We start from the raw sequence: 20897 nt of genomic DNA, 5'->3' as shown, positions 1-20897 counted from the left end.
CTACGGGTGCATGCGGGCGACGACACCGGAGTCGATATGCGCCAGGAGGTCGGCCGGAGAGCGGTACACCTCCACGGCCCCGGCCGACTCCAGGTCCGCCCGGGGGATTCCGCCCGACAGGAGGCCCACGGCGGCGACCGACGCCCGGGTCGCCGCCTCCATGTCCCAGACGGAGTCACCCACGTAGACGGTCTCCTCAGCGGTGGCCCCGGCGATCTCCATCGCGTGGCGGATCGGTGCCGGGGCGGGCTTGCCCTCGTCCACGTCGTCGGAGCTGGCGGTGCCGGCGATGACGTCGTCGGCGTCGAGCGCCCGCCGCAGGGCCTGGAGCTCGGGCCCGGACGCGGAGGTGGCCAGGACGACCGTCCACCCCCGGCCGGCCAGGGCGCGCAGCAGGTCCGCCGCCCCTTCCAGCGGGGGCAGGCGCTCGAAGCAGGTGGCGTACAGGGCGGAGTGCGTGGCGCTGATCCCCGCGTCCTGCTCCCGGTCCCGGCCGGGGCCCAGCAGATGGTCGATGAGGTCGTCGGAGCCGAGGCCGACCGCCCGGTGGATCGCGGGCATCGCCACCGTGTGGCCGGCCTGCCGGAATGCCTCCCACCACGAGGTGACGTGCAGGTAGTTGGTGTCGACGAGGGTTCCGTCCACATCGAACAGGGCGGCGCGCGTCATGGGGTTCCTTTCGGGTGGGCGTGGTCTGCCGGCGTCAGAACGCGATCTCGTCGGCCGCGCTCACCCAGGCGCCCATGTTGCGCTCCGTCATCCGCAGGGCGGCGTCGGCGAGGTCGCGGTGGATGTGGGCCACACCGTCGCGCGGGATCGTGAGGTCCATGTGGCGGATGTGCGCGTCGAGCGCCGAGTAGAGGATGCACTGCTCCGTCACCTGGCCGGTCAGGACGAGGTGGTCGACGTCCAGTTGGTGGAGCAGATACGGCAGGGGGGTCTCGTAGAAGATGGAGTGCCGGGCCTTGACCACGAAGAGCGAGTGGTCGTCGGGCCGCAGCGGATCGACCAGGTCGGGGCGGGCGCCGGCCATGGCCGCCTCGACGATCTCGCCGTGGTGGGACCGCCAGTCACCGAAGTTGTCGTTGGCGTAGATCACAAGTGTTCCGCTTTCCCGGGCCGCGCCCAGCATGCGTGCGATGACCGGGACGACCTGCTCGGCGGAGGGGAGGAGCTGTTCGGCGTCCTCGTGGTCATAGGGGTTGATCATGTCGATGACGATCAGCGCCTTGCGTGACATGGTTTTCATGGTGGCATCCGCCCGCTTTCGTGGCGAACTGTCGGCCTGGACGGGGTCCGGTGTGCGTTCACCGCAGGAAGCGTGCGGCCACGTGCAGGTCGGAGACGAGGCCCCGGTAGGCCTCCGCCCGGTCGCGGGAGCGCAGGACTGCGGAGGGGTGGACCGTGGCGACCAGGCCGCGCCCGCCGCCCTCGCCGTCCTGCCGCTGCGGGGCGGGCGCCGGCAGCCCGGCCCCGGGCAGGTACAGCAGGGTGCCGCGGCTCTCGGTCACCTTGAAGGAGTTCCCCAGCACGGACTTGCCGGCGGTCGCGCCGAGGATCAGCACCAGCTCGGGGTCGACCCGGTGCAGTTCCGCTTCGAGCCAGGGGCGGCAGGCCGCCATCTCGCGCAGGCTCGGTGCCTTGTGGATGCGGCGCTTCTTCCCCTCACCGACGGGGGCGAACTTGAAGTGCTTGACCGCGTTGGTGAAGTACACCTCCCGCTCGTCGATCTCCGCCTCGGCCAGCGCCTTGCGCAGGAGGCGCCCGGCCGGCCCCACGAAGGGTTCGCCTTCCCGGTCCTCCTGGTCCCCGGGCTGCTCGCCGACGACGACCGTACGGGCGTGGGCGGGCCCCGCCCCGAACACCGTCTGCGTGGCGTCCTCGTACAGCGGGCAGCCGTGGCAGTCCGCCGCCGCGCGCCGCAGGGCCGCGACACCCCCTCGGGCCGGGACGTAGGACAGGGCGCCCTGCGCCCGGTCGGGAGCGGTGCTCATCAGCTCCACCGGCTGCCGGCCATCGGGGCGGTCGCCTCGCCCTCCCCGCCGACGACACCTCGCAGGAAAGCCGTCAGCGCATCGGAGGCCGAGTACCGCGCCCGCCAGCCCAGCTCCTCGCGCGCCCGTGCGCAGTCCATGACCGGAAGCCGCAGGACGGCGTCGAAGAGGTGCGGCGAAGCCGGAACCGCCCGCGCGTGCCAGGCCGTCGCCAGCGCGCCGCGTACCAGCGGCACGGGCGCGCGCACCACGCGCGCGTCGAGGAGTTCCCCGAGCGCGCGGGCGTCGGTGACGGTGTCGGCCGCCAGGTTGAAGGGGCCGCGCACGTCGCCCAGTACGGCGAGCCGGTACGCCTCGGCCGCGTCGTCCGTGTGCAGCACCTGGAACCTCAGCCCCTCCAGGTCGGGTACGAACGGCAGCAGGTCCGGGCGGAGCAGCACCCCGGGGAGGTACTTCCCGCCGAAGATGCGCCGCTGTTCGGGGGCCGCCGTCTCCTTGAACAGGAAGCCCGGCCTCATCCGCACCACCCGGATCTGGGGATGGCGCAGCTCGAAGGTGTCGAGGACCCGCTCCAGGTATGCCTTCTCCCGGCAGTAGGCGGCGTCGGGCCACCCATGGGTCGGCCACTGCTCGTCGACCCCCGGTTCCCGCTTCGGGCCGGGCGAGTAGGCGCCCACCGACGAGGCGTGGACCAGGGCCGGCACGCCCGCCGTGCGCACCGCGTCGAAGACCCGCAGGGAACCCTCGACGTTGCTCCGCCAGGTGACGACGGGATCGTGCGTCGGCTGGAAGCGCCAGGCGAGGTGGACGACGGCGTCCGCGCCCGCCAGCAGGGAATCGAGCGCCCGTGCGCTGTCGGGGCGGGAGAGATCGACCCTGCCCCACTCCACGCCGGGCAGGGTGAGGTCGGGCAGCCGCCGTGCCAGGCCGAGGACCGAGCCCACTTCCGGGTCCTGCGACAGGGCCCGGACCAGGCTCGTTCCCACGTTCCCGGTCGCGCCCGTGACGACGACGCGCAGTCCTTGCGATGCGTTCACCGTGACTCCTTCCGTACGTCGCTCCCCCGTGGCCCCTGGGGGCTGCGCACCGGCTCAGGGCCGCAAAAGCGTCTTGATCATGCCGTCGGACTTCGCCTGGAAGGTCTCGTACGCCTTCGGCCCGTCCTCCAGCGGCAGGTGGTGGGTGGCGAAGCCGTCCACGCCCAGCGGATCGTCGTCGCCGAGCAGCGGCAGGATGTCCGGAACCCAGCGCTTGACGTTGGCCTGGCCCATCCGCAGCTGGATCTGCTTGTCGAACAGGGTGAGCAGGGGCAGCGGGTCGGCGGCGCCTCCGTAGACGCCGGACACCGAGATCGTGCCGCCCCGGCGCACCACGTCGATCGCGGTGAGCAGCGCGGTGAGGCGGTCGACGCCCGCGCGTTCCATGAGCTTGCGGGCCGCCGCGTCGGGAAGGAGTCCGGTGGCCCACTGGCCCGCCTTGCCGAGCGGTGCGCCGTGGGCCTCCATGCCGACGGCGTCGATGACCGCGTCGGTGCCGCGGCCGCCCGTGAGGTCCCGGACCGCCTGGGGCAGGTCCTTCCCGTACCGGCTCAGGTCCATGACCTGGACGCCGCGCGCCGCGGAGCGGGCGAGGCGTTCGGGGACGAGGTCGACGCCGATGACGAGGCTCGCGCCGCGGTGCAGGGCGATCCGGGCCGCCATGTCGCCGATCGGCCCGAGGCCGAGGACGGTGACGCTGCCGCCGGGCGGGATGTCGGCGTACTCGACGGCCTGCCACGCGGTGGGCAGGACGTCGGAGAGGAAGACGTAGCGGTCGTCGTGCGGCCCGTCGGGGACCTTGATGGGCAGGGTGTTGCCGAAGGGCACCCGCACCAGCTCGGCCTGCCCGCCGGGCACCTGCCCGTAGAGCTTGGTGTATCCGAAGAGCGAGGCTCCGGAGCCGTACTCCTTCACCTGGGTGGTCTCGCACTGCGAGTGCAGGCCCTGCTCACACATGAAGCAGGTGCCGCAGGAGACGTTGAACGGGACTACGACCCGGTCGCCGCGTGCCACGGCGGTCACCTCGGGGCCGGTCTCCTCGACGACGCCCATCGCCTCGTGCCCCAGGATGTCCCCGACGTCGAGGTAGGGGCCGAGCACTTCGTACAGGTGGAGGTCCGATCCGCAGATGCCCGTCGAGGTGACCCGGACGATGATGTCGGTCGGGTCCTGGATGATCGGGTCGGGAACGGTCTCGACGCGGACATCGCGTTTCCCTTGCCAGGTCAGTGCACGCATGAAGTCATCTCCTCGCTGTCAGGTGACGGCCGGGCCGCCGGTTCAGTGGCCTGCCGTGCGCCGCGCCGCCCTCGCCCCGGACGAGTTCCCAGGGAATGCGGCTTCAACCGGAATGCCCGATTCGATCCGCGTGGGCCGTTGTCTGCCACCGGGGTACGAAAACACCCGGCCGGTCCCGCATGTCCAGGGGCGGTACGGGTACCCGGCTGGCCAGGCTCCCGGCGTACGCGGGAGCAGGCGCTGACGGTTGGGACAACAGCCGCAGCGCCGTCCAGCGGATTCCGAGTCGCGGACCGTCCCCGGTGCGCCCAGGATCGACGGCAGGGCACCGGCGGGTCCGCCCCGGGCGTTCCGCCGCCGCACGGACCCCTCTCACACCTGTCCTACGGAGATTTCATGGTCGACAGCACCCTGTCCCTTCTGCTCCGGGGTTACGCGTGGCTGCCCGATCGCAGGCGGCGAAGTGGCGGAGCGCCCGTCCGCACCCGTCTGCTCGGCAAGCGGGCCATCGCCCTGCACGGCCCCGCCGCCGTGCGCTTCTTCTACGACGAGGACCACATCCACCGGCACGGGGCGCTGCCGGAACCGGTCATCGACACGCTGTTCGGCCAGGGCGCCGTGCACACCCTGGACGGTGCGGGGCACCGGGTCCGCAAGGGGATGTTCCTCCATCTGCTGAAGGACCCGAAGGGGGTGAAGACCCTGACCGACCAGGTGGTCCGGGAGTGGGGTGGTGCCGTCGCCGGGTGGGCGGACCGGGGCCGGATCGTGCTGTTCGACGAGGTGGCGGGGGTGCTCACCCGCGCCGTCCACGCGTGGGCGGGTGTCCCGCTGCCGGAGGCGGAGGCGGACGGCGCGGCCCGCGACCTCGTGGCCATGGTGGACGGGTTCGCGACCCCCGGACCACGGCATCTGCGCGCCCGCAGGGCCCGGCACCGGCAGGAGAAGCGCCTGGCCCGGCTGATCGAGGCGGAGCGCGCGAGCGGTGACGCCGGCGGGGCGGCATCCGCCACCCCGTTCCGTACCGTCGCCCACCACCGCGATGCGGACGGCACGCTCCTCGATCCCCGCACGGCGGCCGTCGAGGTGCTCAACATCCTGCGGCCGACCGTCGCGGTCAGCTGGTTCGCGGCCTTCGCGGCCCACGCCCTGCACCGGTGGCCCGAACACCGTGCGGCGCTCCGGGACGGCGATCCGGGGTCCGCCTACGCCTTCGCGCAGGAGGTCCGCCGTTTCTACCCGTTCGCCCCGTTCATCGGCGGGCTGGCCGCCGAACGGCTCGAATGGGCGGGCCGGACCATCCAACCGGGGACGCTCGTGCTCCTGGACCTGTACGGCCAGAACCACGACCCGGACCTGTGGCCCCGGCCGTACGTCTTCGATCCCGCGCGTTTCCGTGGCGCGGCGCCCAGGCCCGATGAGCTCGTCCCGCAGGGCGGGGGCGACCCGGCCACGGGGCACCGGTGCCCCGGCGAGGACATCACCCTCGCGCTGCTGGCCGCTCTCGCGGTGCTGCTGTCCGGTCTCACGTACCGGGTGGCGGAGCAGGACCTCTCCATCCCGCTGAGCCGCGTCCCGACCGCGCCCCGCAGCGGGTTCGTCATCGAGGACATCCAGCAGGCCCCCACCACCGAAACGGAAGAAGTCGCGTCATGACCGAGTCCGCACCGACCCCGGACCCCACCGAACGCTTTACGCAGCCCGATTTCCCGCAGCAGGAACAGAAGCACCCCGGCTGGACCGGGCCCATGGACCCGCCGCCCGACCACGGCGAGGACTCCTACCGGGGCCACGGCCTCCTGACGGACCGCAAGGCCGTCGTGACCGGGGGCGACTCCGGGATCGGCCGGGCCGTCGCGCTGGCCTTCGCCCGCGAGGGGGCCGATGTGCTGATCACCCATCTCGACGCCGAGAAGGACGAGGCGCGGGAGACGGCCCGCCTGGTCGAGGAGGCGGGCAGGCGGGCCCTGACGGAGGCGTGCGACATCCGGGACGAGAAGCAGTGCCGCGCGTTGATCGGCCGCGCGGTGCAGGAGTTCGGGCGGATCGACGTACTCGTCAACAACGCCGGGTACCAGATGGCCCAGCCCGACGGCATCGCCGCCATCTCCACGGAGCAGTTCGACCGGGTCCTGCACACCAACCTGTACGGGATGTTCTGGCTGTGCAAGATGGCCCTGCCGCACATCCCGGCCGGCGGTTCGATCATCAACACGACGTCGGTGCAGGCCTACAAGCCGAGTCCTCATCTGCTCGACTACGCCATGACCAAGGGCGCCATCGTCACCTTCACCCACGGCCTCGCGCAGATGCTGGCGTCCGACGGCATCCGCGTCAACGCGGTGGCTCCGGGCCCGGTGTGGACGCCGCTGATTCCGGCGACCCTGCCCGACACGAAGGAGTTCGGGAAGCAGAGCCCGCTCGGGCGCCCCGCCCAGCCGGCCGAGATGGCCCCGGCGTATGTGTTCCTGGCCTCGGCGAACGCGAGTTTCATCACCGGGGAGATCGTGAACGCGACGGGCGGCACCCCGCTTCCGTAGCGGGAGCGGGAAACGGCGGGGGCTCGACGCGTGAGGGGTGGGGCGATCACGGGAAGGTGGCCTGTATGCCGAAGAACCACGAAGAAGCACCCGTTCTCGACGCCCTGGCCGCCTACCGGAAGCGGGGCGAGCTGGGGTTCACTCCCCCGGGCCACAAGCAGGCCCGCGGCGCGGCGCCGGAGGTCAGGGCCGTGCTCGGCGATGCCGTGTTCCTGGGGGACGTCCTGGCCAGTGGCGGGCTCGACGACCGGCGGACGAGGTCGGGGGTGCTGCAGCGCGCGGAGGTCCTGATGGCCGACGCCGTGCACGCGGAGCACGCGTTCTTCTCGACGTGCGGCAGTTCCCTGTCGGTCAAGGCGGCGATGCTCAGCGTCGCCGCCCACGGCGAGAAGCTGCTGGTGGGGCGGGACGCGCACAAGGCCGTGATCTCCGGGCTCATCCTGTCCGGCATCCAGCCGGTGTGGATCGAACCGCAGTGGGACACGGAGCGGCACCTCGCCCATCCGCCGTCCCCCAACGCCTACGAGCGGGCGTTCGAGGAGCACCCGGACGCGAAGGGCGCCCTGGTCACCAGCCCCACGCCGTACGGGGTGTCGGCGGATCTGCGGTCCATCGCCGAGGTCTGCCACCGCCGCTCGCGTCCGCTGGTCGTCGACGAGGCGTGGGGCGCGCATCTGCCTTTCCACCCGGACCTGCCGACGTGGGCGATGGACGCCGGAGCCGATGTCTGTGTCACCAGCATCCACAAGATGGGCAGCGGCCTCGAGCAGGGTTCCGTGTTCCATCTGCGGGGCGATCTGATCGACCACGACACGCTGGCGTCCCGGGCGGATCTGCTGGGGACGACCAGCCCGTCCGTGCTGCTGTACGCCGGCATGGACGGGTGGCGGCGCCAGATGGTGCTGGAGGGCCGCACGCTGATGTCGCGCGCGCTCGCCCTCGCCGCCTCGGTGCGGGAGGAGATCGAGACCATCGACGGCATGCACGTCAACGACCGCGACGACTTCTGCGGTCCTGGGGCGGGCTCCGAGTTCGACCCGCTGCCGGTCGTCGTCGACATCCAGGAACTCGGCGTCTCCGGCTACCTGGCGGCGGACTGGCTGCGCGAACACCACCGGATCGACACGCACCTGATGGACCATCGGCGCATCAGCGCCCAGCTCACCCATGCCGACGACGCGGAGACGACGCAACGTCTCATGACGGCGCTGCGGGATCTGGCGCGCCGGGCGCCGTCCCTGCCCCGGGGGCCGGAGGTGGCGGTCCCCGCCCCGTCCGAGCTGCGGATGGAGCAGGCCCGGCTGCCGCGCGACGCCTACTTCACCGGCACCGAGGACATTCCGGTGGAGCGCGCCGCGGGACGGATCGCCGCGGAGATGATCACGCCCTACCCGCCGGGCATCCCGGTGGTGCTGCCCGGGGAGCGGCTGACCGAACCGGTCCTGCGCTACCTCCTGACCGGCCTCGACGCGGGCATGAACCTGCCCGACCCGGCGGACCCGAAACTGCACACCGTACGGGTCTGCGCGAACGACGGCGCCTGATACGCGCGGCCGCTCCCCCCGCATCGGGGAGCGGCCGTCCGTGTCAGCCGCGTGTTCTGGTCACGCACTCGGCGACCGCGTCGCGGAGGCTGCCCGTACGGGCGAGCGCGTCGCGCTGGATTCGGGCCCCCGTGCCCCTCTTCAGGACCTGTTCGATGCCTTCCTCGGCCCTCGCGAGGTCCCCGCTCTCCTCCAGGGCGTCCCGCACATGGGCGAGCAGGGCGCCGAGGACGTCCGGCGCGGGTGCGGGGCGCATGGTGGCGGGGTGGAGCAGCTGGCCCTCCAGGCCCGCGCGCCCGGCCTGCCAGCCGGCCATGCGCAACAGGCCCACCCCGTACGGCTCCGGGGGGTCGCCCGCCCGCCAGGCGCGGGCCGCCGTCTCGACCAGGCCGCGCACCAGGGTGGCGAGCAGCACGGCGTCGGCGGGGTCGAGGCACACGTCCGCGACCCGGACCTCGACGGTGGGATACCGGTGCGAGAGCCGGGCGTCGAAGTAGATCATCCCCTTGTCGCGCAGGACGCCGGTGTCGACGAGGGCCTGGACCTCTTCGTGGTAACGGCGGGCGGTGCCGAAGGGCTCGACGGGCCCGGCCGAGGGCCAGCGCCCCCAGACTCTGCTGCGGTAACTGCTGTACGTGGTGTCCTGACCCTGCCAGAACGGCGAGTTGGCGCTCAGCGCGAGCAGGACGGCGAGCCAGGGCCGGATGCGGTCCAGTACGCCGACGCCCTCCTCGTCCGACTCCACCGAGACGTGCACATGGCATCCGCAGGTCAGCTGCTCCTGGGTGGTCAGCCCGAACTTGTCGGCCAGCCAGCGGTACCGCTCCCCGTCGCCGATGGAGGGGCTGACGGGCAGCGGTGCGGTGGCGAGGGCCACCACCGCTCCCCCGGCGTCCGCGGCGCTGCGGGCCGCCTCCGCCCGCCAGCGCAGGATCTCGTCGGCGAGTTCCCCCATGTCGGCGCGCGGTTCGGTGGCGAACTCCAGCTGCTGGCGGTGGAGCTCCGCCTCGAAGACCGAGTCGCCCTCGGCGCGGCGTTCTGCCAGGGCCAGGACGGCCGTCGACAGGGCCCGGGGGTCACCGCTCTGCTCGTCGACGAGCAGCAGCTCCTCCTCGACACCCACTGTCCGCACCATCGTGTCCTCCATGCTCGTCCGGCCGGGGCGACCCGCTCGATCCGCTCGCACCTGAGCGTCTGCGGACCGGAAGCGCCCTCAAAGGTTCTCCCACAATGCCGTGTGCCACCGCCCGGCCGCGGCACCCGTCGCCGGGCGGGTTTTCTTCGTACGCGGCCGGCCCCGGAGGCCCAGGTCAGAAGGGGCCGGGACCGTGGATGCCGCCGCGCTGCGCCAGGACGGCCAGGTGGCCGGCCGCGATCTCCGCGCCGCCGGCCTCCAGGAGGGAGAACGGCGGGCGCGCCCCGGCCCTGAGCAGGGTCAGCGCCCCCAGCACCGTGGTGTCGTCGGGCGCGAGCAGGGCGACGCAGAGCAGGGAGGTGACGTCGGCGCGGACCATCAGCGGCGCGCCCTCGTCGTCGGTCCCGAGCCTGCCGAGGTCGTCCGTCAGCTGTTCCACCGCCGCCGCGCCCGAGTCCATGGCCTCCGCGACCACCGGGCAGGCGCGCGGGTCCTGCTGGAGAAATACCTTCTCCAGGCCGGGGTCGTCGGGGGACGCGGGCCCGTGGACCGCCGCCCTGACCGGAGCCGGCGCCGCTCCCAGGTCGAGCACGGCCCAGTCCGCGAGGCCGTCCCGCATCAGGCCCGCAGCCGCGCTGAGCGTCGCGGCAGGGTCCTGCTGCCCGCCGCAGCTCAGGAGCAGGCGGTCCGTGCGGTCCAGGAGGGCGGTCAGCTCGGCCTGGCGGACGACGGCGGAGGGCTCGGAAGGCCCGGGTTCCCGCACGGCCGGTACGGGCGGTCCGCCGGCGGACGGTGTGAGCGTGAGGAGCACGTCCTGCTTCCGTCCGTCCGGCACGTCCAGGCCGGTGAGCGTGGCGTGCAGCGGGCAGTCAGGGAGGCGCTGGAGGCGTACCGGGAGGCTGCGGCCCCCCTCGCCCCGGGCCACGGCCGCCGCATGGCCGCGCAGGGCCGCCCGGTCGGCGGGCCGGAGCGTCGCGGCGAGCGGCCGGCCGGCCGCGTACCCCGGGGGCAGGCCGGTCAGTTCGACGGCGGCCGGGTTGACGCGCCGGACCACGGTCTGTTCGTCCATCAGGACGACGGCCCACGGCAGGTGCTCGAAGACGGCCCTGAACGGATACGTGGCCTTGACGCCCGGCGGCCGGGCCCGCTCGTCCTCCGCCGGGCGCAGAACCTCGACCGCGCGCTCCAGTTCCGCCAGGGCCGCGTCGAGCAGGACCGGGTACTCGGCGGGAGGATGGGCACGGGCCGCACGCAGTTCCTGCACGCGGGCGGCGAGGGCCTGAACATCGCCCTCGCGCTCCGATGACCGGCTCATACGACGAAGCTAGCCGATGGTCCGCGTTCTCGCGCCGAGCCGCGCGAGGGGGCTTCCGTTCCGTCAGGGAGGCTGTGAAGTGACCCGTCCGGTGGGTGCGACGACCGATTCCGCCGCCGTGGTACCGCGAATCACCCGGTTGGGTCAACGGGCGATGCGGTGCGCCCCGCGCTGCCGGGGCGCGACCGTGACCACGGAACTCCCCGGCGCGGAAACCCACAGCGCGGCGACCCATCCGGATCTCGCGGAGCTGGCCGCCCTCCAGGAGGAGACCGGAACCGGTCCCGGCGTCGAAGCCGCCCGCTCCGGGCGTCCGGTCGCCGCCGCCGACCTCGTCACCGACGCGCGCTGGCCCAGGTTCCGGGTGGCGGCGCTGGAACGGGGACTGCGCTCCTGCACCGCCGTGCCGGTCCTGGTCGGGGGCGTCCCGGCGACGGTCACCCTGTACGCCTTCCGGCCGGGGCCGCTCACCGCGGCGGTGCTGGAGGCCGTACGGGTCCTGGCCGAGGAGTCGGTCGACGGGCTCCTCCGTGACCACGCCAGCGCCTGTGCCGAGGCGGAGGCGGAGCAGTTGCGTACGGCGATGGCCTCGCGGGCGGTCATCGACCAGGCCAGCGGCATCGTGATGCACATGCTGGACTGCGACGCGGACCAGGCCTTCGACGTGCTGCGCACCTTCTCGCAGCACACGAACCACAAGCTGAACGCCATCGCGGCGCAGATCGTACGGGCCAAGGGCCGGGGCAGCACACGGGAGCTGCGCCGGCTGCTGGGCGAGAACTAGGCGGCGCGCCAGTCGGCCAGCAGGCGTTCGGCGAGGCGGTCCTCCAGGAGGCCGGTGGTGTCGATGCCGAACACGACGTCCGCCTCCAGGTCGGGTTCGTCGTCCAGCAGCCCGCGCACGACGTCGTGGCGGACGACCTGTTCGTGGACCGCGTCCGCCTCGACGTGTTCGGTGTAGAAGTGCTCGGCGGCGGGCCCGGCCCCTGCCCGTTTCATCGCGAGGGCCAGGCGGCGTGACGCCGGGGACGAGGTGATCTCCACGGCGGCGAAGTGGCCGACCAGGGCGCCCCGCAGCCTGCGGTGCAGGCCGAAGAGGGACATCAGGTTCACCAGGGCCAGCATCTCGGCGTGGCCCCGGTCGAGGTAGTGGCCGTACGCCGTCTCCAGGCCCAGGTCCGCCATGAGGTCGGCGAACAACTGGGCGTGGACGCGTTCGGCCCGGCCGGCGCCGAACTCGTCGTACTCGATGGCGGCCATGCCCGCCTTGGCGCGTCCGCTGAGACGGGGCAGCACCCAGGCGTGCGGGTCGGCCTCCTTCAGGTGGTACAGGGAGCGCTGCACGGCGTACGTCCGCAGGCGGTCCCGCGTGCCGTGCTCCTGGAGGAAGTGCGACACCCCCGTGCCCTCGACGGGCTCGACGAGCAGCGCGTCCAGGGTGTCGGTCAGGGCGGCGCCGGGCGGCGTGTCCCGGCGCAGGGCCGACTCGAAGCGGCGTTCCAGCGCGGCCCTGACGGCCAGCAGCCCCGGCTCCCACTCGTGGGCCGGGTCAACCTCCGCGAAGCCGCGGTAGTGCAGCTCGTAGCAGACGTACAGGGCGAGCTGCAGGTCGTCCCCGTAGGGTTCCGCCTCGTCCGCCAGGACGGGGTCGGGCAGCGTGCCGCTCCCCCGCAGATGGGCGATGACCCCCGCCGAAAGGTCGCCGCGTGCCCGCGGAAGCGCCGGTCCGCCGCCCGTCTGACCTGCCATGGTGTGACTCCTCGAACGTCTGCTTGGGCCGAACGGCCTGGTCCGCCGGTCACTTCCGGGTACCCGGGGACCGGCACGTCAACCGGCCGGAGGCCGCCCGGACCGCCTCTCCCACCATGGGCGCCCGCCGCCGATGCCGCTACAGCGGGGGCCGGACGGCGGGGTGTGCGGTTGCGGGGGCCACGGCACGGCAGGAGGCTGCCGGAGGACGGGCGGGCCGCGGGAATGACCGCCGCCATGGGGGGGACCCAGAGGCTGCGACCCGGAAGCAACGTCACCGGGCGTGTTCCCCGCAGGACGGAAGGACGAACGCACATGAGCGACAACGGCAGCAAGCGCAAGGTACTGGCCATCGTCACCAACTACGGCGTGGAGCAGGACGAACTCGTCGTACCGGTCGACCATCTGCGTGAACGGGGCGCCCAGGTCGATGTCGCCGCCCTGAAGAAGGACGACATCCAGACCCTCGTCGGCGACAAGGACCCCGGCAGGACCGTACGCCCCGAGCTCACGCTCGACGAGGTCGATCCGGCGGGTTACGACCTGCTGCTGGTGCCGGGCGGCACGTTGAACGCCGACACGCTGCGGCTGCAGCGCACGGCGTGCGACATCGTGCGGTCCTTCACCACTTCCGGCCGTCCCGTCGCGGCCATCTGCCACGGCCCCTGGCTGCTGGTGGAGACCGGCAGCGTCTCGGGCAAGCGGCTCACCTCGTACGCCTCGCTGCAGACCGACGTCCGCAACGCGGGCGGCGACTGGGTGGACGAGCCCGTCGTCGCGGACGAGACGGGCGGCTGGAAGCTCATCACCTCGCGCAACCCGGGCGACCTCGACCCGTTCCTCAAGGAGGTCGACGCCGCACTCGCCGGCTGACGCCCCAGGCGCCGTACCGGCCGGGCTAGACGGGTTCGGGCACGAAGGGCTGGAACTCGTCCGCGCCCGGCTGGACGACGCCGTAGCTGCTCTCCGGCACTTCCTTCCACACACCGGGCAGGCCGCCCAGGGGCTCCGACACCACCAGGCGGGTGCTGTCGGACACGCCCTGCAGGAAGTCCAGGTCGGGGTGGAGTGCGCGCACGGTCTCGGCCCTGTCGCTGTAGAAAAGCGAGCGGGACTTGCCGAGGCTCGAATAGCGGAAGGCCCAGAGCCGTTCGCCGTCGGACACCGCCACGGTCATCTGCAGCGGATACTCCACCCCTTCGTCGTGCCCCACGCGTTCGATGAGTCCGGCCATGCGCGCCACCGCGCCCGGCACGTCCTGGTCGAGCCCGAATGTCAGCGCGAGGTAGAACATCACCTCCGAATCCGTCGACCCTTCCAGGGCGGAGAACAGCGCCGGGTCGAGCGCCATGGAGAGGTCGCGCCGCAGGCGGTGGAAGTCGGCGATCGCCCCGTTGTGCATCCACATCCACCGGCCGTGCCTGAACGGGTGGCAGTTCGTCTGCTGGACGGCCGTCCCCGTGGACGCCCGCACATGCGCGAAGAACAGCGGCGAGCGGATGTGGCTCGCGAGTTCGCGCAGGTTGCGGTTGTTCCAGGCGGGGCCGGTGTCGCGGATGATCGCGGGCGTGTCCCGGTCGGGCCCGTACCATCCGACGCCGAAGCCGTCCCCGTTGGTCGTCTCGACACCCATGCGTGAGTGCAGGCTCTGATCGATGAGCGAGTGCTCGGGTTTGTAGAGGAGATCGCTGAGCACGACACTCGTGCCGGAGTAGGCCAGCCATCTGCACATGAGCGGCGTCCCTTCCCGGGCGGTGGTCAGGGGCCGTGGCCGGGCGTGACGCCGGTTGCTTGCGCGGTCCTCGGTCCCTGGGCGTCCGGTCTCGTCGTTATGTCCACGCTACCGACTCCGCGGGCCGGTCGCCCGGCCGCGCCCCTACGAAGCGGGGGCGGGCCGGCGCCGGAAGGTCTCCGCCAGGGCGGTGTTGACCACGACGACGACGGCCAGGGCCGCGGCGGCCGTGGGGTGCCCGACCCCGTACAGCGCGGACGCGCCCCCGCCGAGCACCAGGGCCTTGACCGCCAGCACCCCGGCGAGCGGCGGGCGGAAGCGGGCGCGCGGAGCGGCGAACAGGGCCCACAGCGCGATGGCCGCCGCGAGGACGGCGCAGCCGAGCGGGAGCCGGACGGCCAGGTGGTCCGCGAGGGAGAACCCCCACCAGAAGAGGCAGGCCAGCGCCACGAGTTCCACGAGGAACGCCAGGAGTTCGTTGGCCGTCCACCAGGGCCGCCCCGCCATCGCACCAGTCGCCGGTCCGTCCGCAGGTCTCTCGTGCACCATGCCCCCTTGTCGTCCACGTGGCCGCAAGCGTACTGGGGGGGCGCCGTTCAGCGGGCGCGGCGCAGCCGTAGTGCGGCCACGGCGCCCAGCACGACGCCCACCGCGAGGACGGCCAGCCCCCTCAGCCAGACCGCGCCTTCGATCTGGGTGGCGAGCCCGACGCAGGAAGCTGCGCCGAGTACGGGTACGACGACCGGCGCCCTGAAGTGATCGGCGCGGCCCGGGTCGCGGCGCAGGACGAGCAGCGAGGTGTTGACGAGGAAGAAGACGACGAGGAGGAGCAGGACCAGTGTCGAGGCGAGCGTGGAGACGTCGCCGGTCAGGGCGAGCAGCAGCGACAGGGCGGTGGTCGCGGCGATCGCCGCCCACGGGGTGCGCCGGCCGGGCAGCACCGCGGTCAGGAAGCGCGGCAGCAGCCCGTCGCGGGCCATGCCGTACGCCAGCCGCGAGGACATGATGCCCGTCAGGAGCGCTCCGTTGGCCACGGCCACCAGGGCGATGGCGCTGAACAGCCAGGTGGGCACGGTGCCGGCCGTACGGACGACTTCGAGCAGCGGCCCGGTGGACCGCGCCAGCGTCCCGGTCGGCACGGCGGCCGCGGCGGCGGCACCGACCAGGGCGTAGACGGCGCCGGCGGTGAGCAGGGCGCCGAAGAGCGCCCTGGGGTACGAGCGGCGGGGATCGCGGGTCTCTTCGGCCACGTTGACGGACGTCTCGAAGCCGACGAACGAGTAGTACGCGAGCACGGCGCCGCTCAGCACGGCCAGGACCGGTCCCTCGCTCTCGGTGCCCAGGTCCGTCAGCCGACCCACGTCCCCGTCGCCGCGCAGCACGATCCAGGCGCCGAGCCCGATCACCAGCAGCAGCCCGCTGACCTCGATGACGGTGGCGACGGCGTTGGCCCGGGTCGATTCGCTGATGCCGCGGGCGTTCAGCAGCGCCAGCGCCACCAGGAAGACGACCGTGACGAGGACCAGCGGGAGCGTGACGAACTCGGACAGGTAGTCGCCGCCGAATCCCCGGGTCAGCGCGGCAACCGACACCACTCCTGCCGCGAGCATGCAGAATCCGGCGACGAACCCGATGAAGGGGCCGTACGCCAGGGTGGCGTAGTGGGAGGCGCCGCCCGCGCGCGGGTACTTGGTGGCCAGTTCGGCGTACGAGGTGGCCGTGAGCAGGGCCAGGCACAGGGCCACCAGGAGGGGCACCCAGACGGCGCCGCCGGCATCGGCCGCGACCTCGCCGATCAGCACGTACACGCCCGCGCCGAGGACGTCTCCGAGGATGAAGAAGTAGAGCAGCGGGGTCGTCAGGTCCTTCTTGAGGCTCGTCGGAGCGTCCGGCTTCTCGGGGCTGGTTCGGGGAGCGTTCACGGGAGCCGTATACCCGTTGCGCTCCTCCGCAGCGGGTGGGCTTTCCGCCGTACGGGGTGCGGCGGCTCCCGGGGCGTGGCGCCGGATGGCGCAACCCAGGTGTCCGGCCGCGGGGCGCAGGGTACCCGTGGTCAGGCGGTGCCGTCCCCAAGCGCGTGCCGTCCCCAAGCGCGTGCCGGCCACTGCGCGCACGGCACTGCCCGTCCCCCCGCGAGATTGGAATTCAGTGAGCGAGAAGAAGAACCCGGTGTCAGCCGCCGCGGAGAAGATCGCAGGCAAGGTGCAGGAGGCCGTCAGCCCGGGCAACGAACTGCCCGGCGCCCCCGGCCCCGAGGCCGCCCAGGTCGAGGAGCCCACCAAGGCGCGCGAGCCGCTGCCGCCCAAGCACGACCAGACCGGGCCCGACACGTACAGCCCGACGGGGCAGCCGACCGGCGCCCCGCAGGACAAGGTGGCCCAGGGCGGCGCCTACCTCACCACCGCGCAGGGTGCGCGCCTGTACGACACGGACCACTCGCTGAAGGCCGGTCCCCGCGGCCCGGTCCTGCTCCAGGACCACCACCTCCGGGAGAAGATCACCCACTTCGACCACGAGCGCATCCCGGAGCGGGTGGTGCACGCCCGTGGGGCCGCCGCGCACGGTGTCTTCCGGGCCTACGGCGCCGCGGCGGGCATCACCAAGGCCGCCTTCCTCGCCGAGGGCGCCGAGACGCCGGTGTTCGTACGGTTCTCCACCGTGCTCGGCTCGCGCGGCTCCGCCGACACGGTGCGCGACACCCGGGGCTTCGCGACGAAGTTCTACACCGAGGAGGGTGTGTTCGACCTGGTCGGCAACAACATCCCGGTGTTCTTCATCCAGGACGCGATCAAGTTCCCCGACATCATCCACGCCGGCAAGCCGCACCCGGACCGTGAGATCCCGCAGGCGCAGAGCGCGCACGACACGTTCTGGGACTTCGTCACCCTGCACACGGAGGCGACCCACCACACCCTGTGGAACATGTCGGACCGGGGCATCCCGCGTTCGTACCGGATGATGGAGGGCTTCGGCATCCACACGTTCCGGCTGGTCAACGCCGAGGGCGCGACCACGCTGGTGAAGTTCCACTGGAAGCCGAAGCTGGGTGTGCACTCGCAGGTCTGGGAGGAGGCGCAGATCACCGCGGGCATGGACCCCGACTTCCACCGCCGTGACCTGGCCGACGCGATCGAGGCGGGCGCCTTCCCCCAGTGGGAGCTGGGCGTGCAGACGTTCCCCGACAACGAGGACCAGATGTTCGAGGGCATCGACCTGCTGGACCCGACGAAGATCGTGCCGGAGGAGCTGGCGCCGGTCCGCCCGATCGGTCTGATGACCCTGAACGCGAACCCGTCGAACTACTTCGCCGAGACCGAGCAGGTCGCCTTCCACGTCGGCCACATGGTCCCGGGCATCGACGTCACCAACGACCCGCTGATGCAGGGCCGGCTCTTCTCGTACATCGACACCCAGATCACCCGGCTCGGCGGGCCCAACTTCGCGCAGCTGCCGATCAACCGGACCCACGCGCCGGTCAACGACATGCTGCGCGACGGCATGCACCAGACGGCCGTGCACCGCGGCGTGGCACCGTACCGGCCCAACTCCCTGGACGGTGGCTGCCCGTTCGTCGCCGGCGCGGACACCGGTGCGTACATCGAGGTGCCCGCCGAGGTCCCGGCGGCCCGCAAGGTGCGGGACGCGGCGGCCTCCTTCGACGACCACTTCAGCCAGGCGCGGCTGTTCTGGCTCAGCATGACGCCCACGGAGCGCGAGCACATCGTCGCCGCGTACACCTTCGAGCTCGGCAAGTGCTGGGAGAAGGCGGTCAAGGAGCGGGGGCTCAAGGCGCTCGCCAACATCGACCCGGAGCTGTGCTCGCGCGTCGCGCAGGGCCTTGGCCTGCCGGCGCCGGAGGCGACGGTGGCCCTGGCGTCGGTCGAGCCGAGCCCCGCGCTGTCCCAGCTCGGCCGTACCTGGCCGGTCGACGGCCGGGTCGTCGGCATCGTCACCGACGGGGAGACCGGCCTGGACGCCGTGCGGGAGGCGCGCGGGGTGATCCTGGACGCCGGGATGGTTCCGCTGGTGATCGCGCCGACGGGCGGCGAGCTGGGCGGCGGCGGCGACCCGGTCACCGTGCAGCGCACCTTCGCCACCGCCCGGTCGACCGAGTTCGACGCGGTCGTGCTGGCCGGGGCCCCCGTTCCGGGCGCCGACGCGTACGGGGCGCGCGACGCCAAGACCGACGACGACGTGGCCGCCGCCACCGGCGTGGACCCGCGCGTCCTGCTGCTGGTCACCGAGGCGTTCCGCCACGGCAAGGCCGTCGGTGCCTGGGGCGACGGGGCGACGGTGCTGGAGAAGGCCGGTCTGGCCGCGGACGCGGCCGGGGTGGTGTCCGGCAGCGCCGCGTCCACCGTGCTGGACGGCGTGGCCACGCTTCTCGCAGGTCACCGTGTCTGGGACCGCTTCACCCCGGCCCTCTGAGACCGCGCCGGGCCGGTGGTGTGTAGCCGGCCCGGTCCAGGGCACGCGCGGGAGGAGGCCGGGCCTCCGCAGGCCCGCCACGTGCCGTCCCGCCCGGTCGGCGGGGCGCCGCCCACGTAAGGAGACACATGAACCACCAGGATCACGAGCACAGCCGCCCGGACGGCGGGAAGCCTCCCCGGACCGCCGCGGACGAGGTGCTCCAGGAGGCGGAGGAGGCCGAGACGGATGTCGCGGATCTCGGGAAGCGGCGCGGCGAAAAGGACAGGGACAGCGAGGCCGGGGATGCGCTGACCCCGAATGAGGACGCCCAGGAGGACGCGGATCAGCCGCACACCTAGGGTGACAAATGGGGTGTTTCCACCATGCCCGGCAGGGCACTCGCAGGGGTGCGAAGGGAAGCGGCCGGGTGGCGTGACGCCACCCGGCGGCTCCCGGGCACTCATGACGCCTCCGACGGAAGGACGAATCATGCCGACAGAGGCACGTGGCGACGATGTCTACCAGCCGCAGGACGACGGCCAGGACCCGCCGAACGACGAACTCGACATGGAGAACACCCTCGGCGAACGAGGGCTGGACGACCAGATGGAAGAGGGCTACTCCCCGCCCGAGCGTCCGCTGGCCGTCGACAAGTACGGAACGACGGGCGAGGAGGAGCGCCGCGGCGAATCCCTCGACCAGCGCCTGGCGCAGGAGGTCGACGACGTCGAGCCGCCGGACGGCGACGGCATCGGTGACCTGAACGGCGGCGAGGGCGAACCGCTGGAGCCGAAGGACGGCGAGACGCGTTCCGGCCGTCTGAGTGCGGCGGACGAGGTGCCCGGACGGCGCACCGACGTCTACGCCGACGACGTGGGCATCGACGGCGGCGCGGCATCCGCCGAGGAGGCCGCCGTCCACACCACGGACGAGGAAGAGGAACAGGGGCGGAGGGGCTGACCGCGCGGCGGAAACAGGCCGGGTCGGTATGCGCAGAGGGAGGGTTGTCCGTGTCCCGGACCGGGAAGACGGCAGGGGGCCTGCTCGCCCGGCCGGCCGACGTGAAGGCGTGGTGGGGCTCCCTTGCCTCGGACATGCGCTTCCCCGGCCGGTACCAGTTGGTGCAGTCCCTGAAGGCCGCCGCCGCGGCCGCCCTCGCCTGGGCGCTGACGGGCTGGTGGCTGGCGGCCCCGATGGCGCTGATGGCCCCCTGGGCGGCCGTGGCCCTGGTCCAGGGAACCGTCTACCGCTCCCTGCGCTCCGCGGTCGAACTGCTCGCGATGATGGCGTCCGGAACCCTGCTCGCCGCCGGGGCCGCGGCGGTCACCGGGGACACCATGTCCGCCATGCTCATCGCCCTCCCGCTGACCGTGCTCCTCGGCAACTGGGCGCCGGTCGGCGAGCAGGGCCTGTACGCGCCGACGACCGCCCTGTTCGTCCTGGCCTACGGGTCCTACTCGCTGCCCGCCGTCGGACACCGGCTGCTGGAGACCGCGGTGGGGGCCGTCGTCGGGATCGCGGTCAACGCGATCGTCCTGCCGCCCGTGCACTCCCTGCACGTCAAAACCCTCGCGTGCGCGCTGCCCCGCGACTGCGCCCGCCTCCTGCGCGAATTGAGCGAGGGCGTCGTCAAGGAGTACGACGAGGAGCAGGCGGGGCGCTGGCACCGGGCCGCCGGGGAGCTGCCGGGGGCGCTGTCGGAGCTTCGGGCGGCGCGCGGGTGGGCGTCGGAGAGCTTCCGGTTCAACCCGGGCCACCGGATGCGCCGCAGCACCCCCTCCCCCTCCGATACGTGGGACGTCCTCTGGGCGCAGGTGGGGAACCGCCTGCTCACCCTGACGCTGACCCTCTGGGAGACCGCCTCCGAGCGGCGGGCGCTGCCCCGCCCGCCGGGCCGGTCCCTGGAGGACCTGAGCCTCGTACTGGCCGCCGCCGGGAAGGTCTGCGCGGCCGACCAGACGCTCATGGAGCAGGGCCCGGACGACGAGTGCCTGGAACGGCGCGCCGGCCACCTGGACGAGGCCCGCCGTGCCCTGGCCGACGCGATGGGGCACCTGCACGGGCCCGGCACCGACACCCGCGCCTCGCTCGGCAGCCTGCTGGCCTGCTGCCAGGCCCTGCTCGACGACCTGATGCCCGGCGCCGACGGCTCGGCGCTTCCGGCCGGGCGTGCCCGTACCGGCCGCACCTGAGGAGCACCCG

General features: G+C 72.9%; 20 protein-coding genes. 9 read left to right on the top strand and 11 right to left on the bottom strand.

The features are described from left to right. The 5 genes from E6P78_RS08210 to E6P78_RS08190 all read right to left on the bottom strand — a co-directional run bounded on the left by E6P78_RS08210 (position 1) and on the right by E6P78_RS08190 (position 4270). A complete protein-coding gene (locus E6P78_RS08210) occupies positions 1-669 on the bottom strand; it encodes an HAD family hydrolase (RefSeq protein ID WP_136202841.1) in 669 nt (222 codons plus the stop codon). A 34-nt stretch (positions 670-703) separates the two neighbouring features. Then, entirely contained in the window at positions 704-1240 is a 537-nt protein-coding gene (locus E6P78_RS08205; RefSeq protein ID WP_206307754.1) for an isochorismatase family cysteine hydrolase, read from the bottom strand. Between the two features lie 67 nt (positions 1241-1307). After that, positions 1308-1994, bottom strand: a complete 687-nt coding sequence (locus E6P78_RS08200) for a UdgX family uracil-DNA binding protein (RefSeq protein ID WP_136202839.1) — start codon at positions 1992-1994, stop codon at positions 1308-1310. Further along, entirely contained in the window at positions 1994-3031 is a 1038-nt protein-coding gene (locus tag E6P78_RS08195; protein WP_136202838.1) for an NAD-dependent epimerase/dehydratase family protein, read from the bottom strand. The genes E6P78_RS08200 and E6P78_RS08195 overlap by 1 nt, the downstream gene beginning before the upstream one ends. A 54-nt stretch (positions 3032-3085) precedes the next feature. After that, positions 3086-4270, bottom strand: coding sequence for a zinc-dependent alcohol dehydrogenase (locus tag E6P78_RS08190; RefSeq protein ID WP_136202837.1), 1185 nt, complete (start codon positions 4268-4270; stop codon positions 3086-3088). A gap of 396 nt (positions 4271-4666) precedes the next feature. On the opposite strand from E6P78_RS08190, the gene E6P78_RS08185 reads away from it, so the two are divergent. The 3 genes from E6P78_RS08185 (at position 4667) to E6P78_RS08175 (ending at position 8354) form a co-directional block, all read left to right on the top strand. Then, complete coding sequence (locus E6P78_RS08185; protein WP_136202836.1) at positions 4667-5926, top strand: cytochrome P450; 1260 nt, start codon at positions 4667-4669, stop codon at positions 5924-5926. Next, positions 5923-6810, top strand: a complete 888-nt coding sequence (locus tag E6P78_RS08180; RefSeq protein WP_136202835.1) for a glucose 1-dehydrogenase — start codon at positions 5923-5925, stop codon at positions 6808-6810. The genes E6P78_RS08185 and E6P78_RS08180 overlap by 4 nt, the downstream gene beginning before the upstream one ends. A gap of 65 nt (positions 6811-6875) precedes the next feature. Then, positions 6876-8354 (top strand): ornithine decarboxylase, encoded by a 1479-nt coding sequence (locus E6P78_RS08175; protein ID WP_136202834.1) that lies wholly within the window; start codon positions 6876-6878, stop codon positions 8352-8354. Between the two features lie 43 nt (positions 8355-8397). On the opposite strand, the gene E6P78_RS08170 is transcribed toward E6P78_RS08175, so the two are convergent. Together E6P78_RS08170 and E6P78_RS08165 are read right to left on the bottom strand one after the other, a co-directional pair. Further along, positions 8398-9489, bottom strand: coding sequence for a glutamate--cysteine ligase (locus tag E6P78_RS08170; RefSeq protein ID WP_206307753.1), 1092 nt, complete (start codon positions 9487-9489; stop codon positions 8398-8400). Positions 9490-9664: 175 nt separating this feature from the next. Continuing rightward, positions 9665-10804, bottom strand: a complete 1140-nt coding sequence (locus tag E6P78_RS08165; protein ID WP_136202832.1) for a PAS domain-containing protein — start codon at positions 10802-10804, stop codon at positions 9665-9667. Positions 10805-10991: 187 nt separating this feature from the next. Between E6P78_RS08165 and E6P78_RS08160 the strand changes: the two genes are divergently transcribed. Next, a complete protein-coding gene (locus E6P78_RS08160) occupies positions 10992-11588 on the top strand; it encodes a GAF and ANTAR domain-containing protein (RefSeq protein WP_240799104.1) in 597 nt (198 codons plus the stop codon). Here the strand turns inward: E6P78_RS08160 and E6P78_RS08155 are convergent. Continuing rightward, positions 11585-12553, bottom strand: a complete 969-nt coding sequence (locus E6P78_RS08155) for an iron-containing redox enzyme family protein (protein WP_136202830.1) — start codon at positions 12551-12553, stop codon at positions 11585-11587. The genes E6P78_RS08160 and E6P78_RS08155 overlap by 4 nt on opposite strands. 315 nt (positions 12554-12868) lie before the next feature. On the opposite strand from E6P78_RS08155, the gene E6P78_RS08150 reads away from it, so the two are divergent. Further along, positions 12869-13426 carry a type 1 glutamine amidotransferase domain-containing protein gene (locus E6P78_RS08150; RefSeq protein ID WP_136202829.1) on the top strand — a complete coding sequence of 186 codons (558 nt, stop codon included), beginning with the start codon at positions 12869-12871 and terminating at the stop codon, positions 13424-13426. Between the two features lie 25 nt (positions 13427-13451). Here E6P78_RS08150 and E6P78_RS08145 read toward each other — a convergent pair whose 3' ends face one another. The 3 genes from E6P78_RS08145 to E6P78_RS08135 all read right to left on the bottom strand — a co-directional run bounded on the left by E6P78_RS08145 (position 13452) and on the right by E6P78_RS08135 (position 16207). Further along, positions 13452-14285, bottom strand: coding sequence for a class II glutamine amidotransferase (locus E6P78_RS08145; RefSeq protein ID WP_136202828.1), 834 nt, complete (start codon positions 14283-14285; stop codon positions 13452-13454). A 144-nt stretch (positions 14286-14429) separates the two neighbouring features. Beyond that, a complete protein-coding gene (locus E6P78_RS08140; RefSeq protein ID WP_136202881.1) occupies positions 14430-14792 on the bottom strand; it encodes a YrdB family protein in 363 nt (120 codons plus the stop codon). An 89-nt stretch (positions 14793-14881) separates the two neighbouring features. After that, positions 14882-16207 (bottom strand): APC family permease, encoded by a 1326-nt coding sequence (locus E6P78_RS08135; protein ID WP_136202827.1) that lies wholly within the window; start codon positions 16205-16207, stop codon positions 14882-14884. 226 nt (positions 16208-16433) lie between these two features. On the opposite strand from E6P78_RS08135, the gene E6P78_RS08130 reads away from it, so the two are divergent. The 4 genes from E6P78_RS08130 (at position 16434) to E6P78_RS08115 (ending at position 20887) form a co-directional block, all read left to right on the top strand. Beyond that, a complete protein-coding gene (locus E6P78_RS08130; RefSeq protein ID WP_136202826.1) occupies positions 16434-18713 on the top strand; it encodes a catalase in 2280 nt (759 codons plus the stop codon). Between the two features lie 128 nt (positions 18714-18841). After that, positions 18842-19054, top strand: coding sequence for a hypothetical protein (locus E6P78_RS08125; RefSeq protein WP_136202825.1), 213 nt, complete (start codon positions 18842-18844; stop codon positions 19052-19054). Between the two features lie 130 nt (positions 19055-19184). Next, entirely contained in the window at positions 19185-19655 is a 471-nt protein-coding gene (locus E6P78_RS08120; RefSeq protein WP_136202824.1) for a DUF5709 domain-containing protein, read from the top strand. A gap of 50 nt (positions 19656-19705) precedes the next feature. Next, positions 19706-20887: an aromatic acid exporter family protein gene (locus E6P78_RS08115; RefSeq protein WP_240799103.1), complete on the top strand. Its 1182-nt coding sequence runs from the start codon at positions 19706-19708 to the stop codon at positions 20885-20887. The last annotated feature ends 10 nt before the right edge of the window (positions 20888-20897 follow it).

This window comes from Streptomyces sp. A0958 (assembly GCF_004795035.1).
GTDB lineage: Bacteria > Actinomycetota > Actinomycetes > Streptomycetales > Streptomycetaceae > Streptomyces.
The sequence above is the reverse complement of the archived record's forward strand: the minus strand, read 5'-3'. Positions and strand labels throughout refer to the sequence as shown.

Bases quoted from the DNA above. Each gene is read 5' to 3' on its own strand.
- E6P78_RS08210 (WP_136202841.1), bottom strand. From the start codon at position 669: ATGACGCGCGCCGCCCTGTTCGATGTGGACGGAACCCTCGTCGACACC.
- E6P78_RS08205 (WP_206307754.1), bottom strand. From the start codon at position 1,240: ATGTCACGCAAGGCGCTGATCGTCATCGACATGATCAACCCCTATGAC.
- E6P78_RS08200 (WP_136202839.1), bottom strand. From the start codon at position 1,994: ATGAGCACCGCTCCCGACCGGGCGCAGGGCGCCCTGTCCTACGTCCCG.
- E6P78_RS08190 (WP_136202837.1), bottom strand. From the start codon at position 4,270: ATGCGTGCACTGACCTGGCAAGGGAAACGCGATGTCCGCGTCGAGACC.
- E6P78_RS08185 (WP_136202836.1), top strand. From the start codon at position 4,667: ATGGTCGACAGCACCCTGTCCCTTCTGCTCCGGGGTTACGCGTGGCTG.
- E6P78_RS08180 (WP_136202835.1), top strand. From the start codon at position 5,923: ATGACCGAGTCCGCACCGACCCCGGACCCCACCGAACGCTTTACGCAG.
- E6P78_RS08175 (WP_136202834.1), top strand. From the start codon at position 6,876: ATGCCGAAGAACCACGAAGAAGCACCCGTTCTCGACGCCCTGGCCGCC.
- E6P78_RS08170 (WP_206307753.1), bottom strand. From the start codon at position 9,489: ATGGTGCGGACAGTGGGTGTCGAGGAGGAGCTGCTGCTCGTCGACGAG.
- E6P78_RS08165 (WP_136202832.1), bottom strand. From the start codon at position 10,804: ATGAGCCGGTCATCGGAGCGCGAGGGCGATGTTCAGGCCCTCGCCGCC.
- E6P78_RS08155 (WP_136202830.1), bottom strand. From the start codon at position 12,553: ATGGCAGGTCAGACGGGCGGCGGACCGGCGCTTCCGCGGGCACGCGGC.
- E6P78_RS08150 (WP_136202829.1), top strand. From the start codon at position 12,869: ATGAGCGACAACGGCAGCAAGCGCAAGGTACTGGCCATCGTCACCAAC.
- E6P78_RS08145 (WP_136202828.1), bottom strand. From the start codon at position 14,285: ATGTGCAGATGGCTGGCCTACTCCGGCACGAGTGTCGTGCTCAGCGAT.
- E6P78_RS08140 (WP_136202881.1), bottom strand. From the start codon at position 14,792: ATGGCGGGGCGGCCCTGGTGGACGGCCAACGAACTCCTGGCGTTCCTC.
- E6P78_RS08125 (WP_136202825.1), top strand. From the start codon at position 18,842: ATGAACCACCAGGATCACGAGCACAGCCGCCCGGACGGCGGGAAGCCT.
- E6P78_RS08120 (WP_136202824.1), top strand. From the start codon at position 19,185: ATGCCGACAGAGGCACGTGGCGACGATGTCTACCAGCCGCAGGACGAC.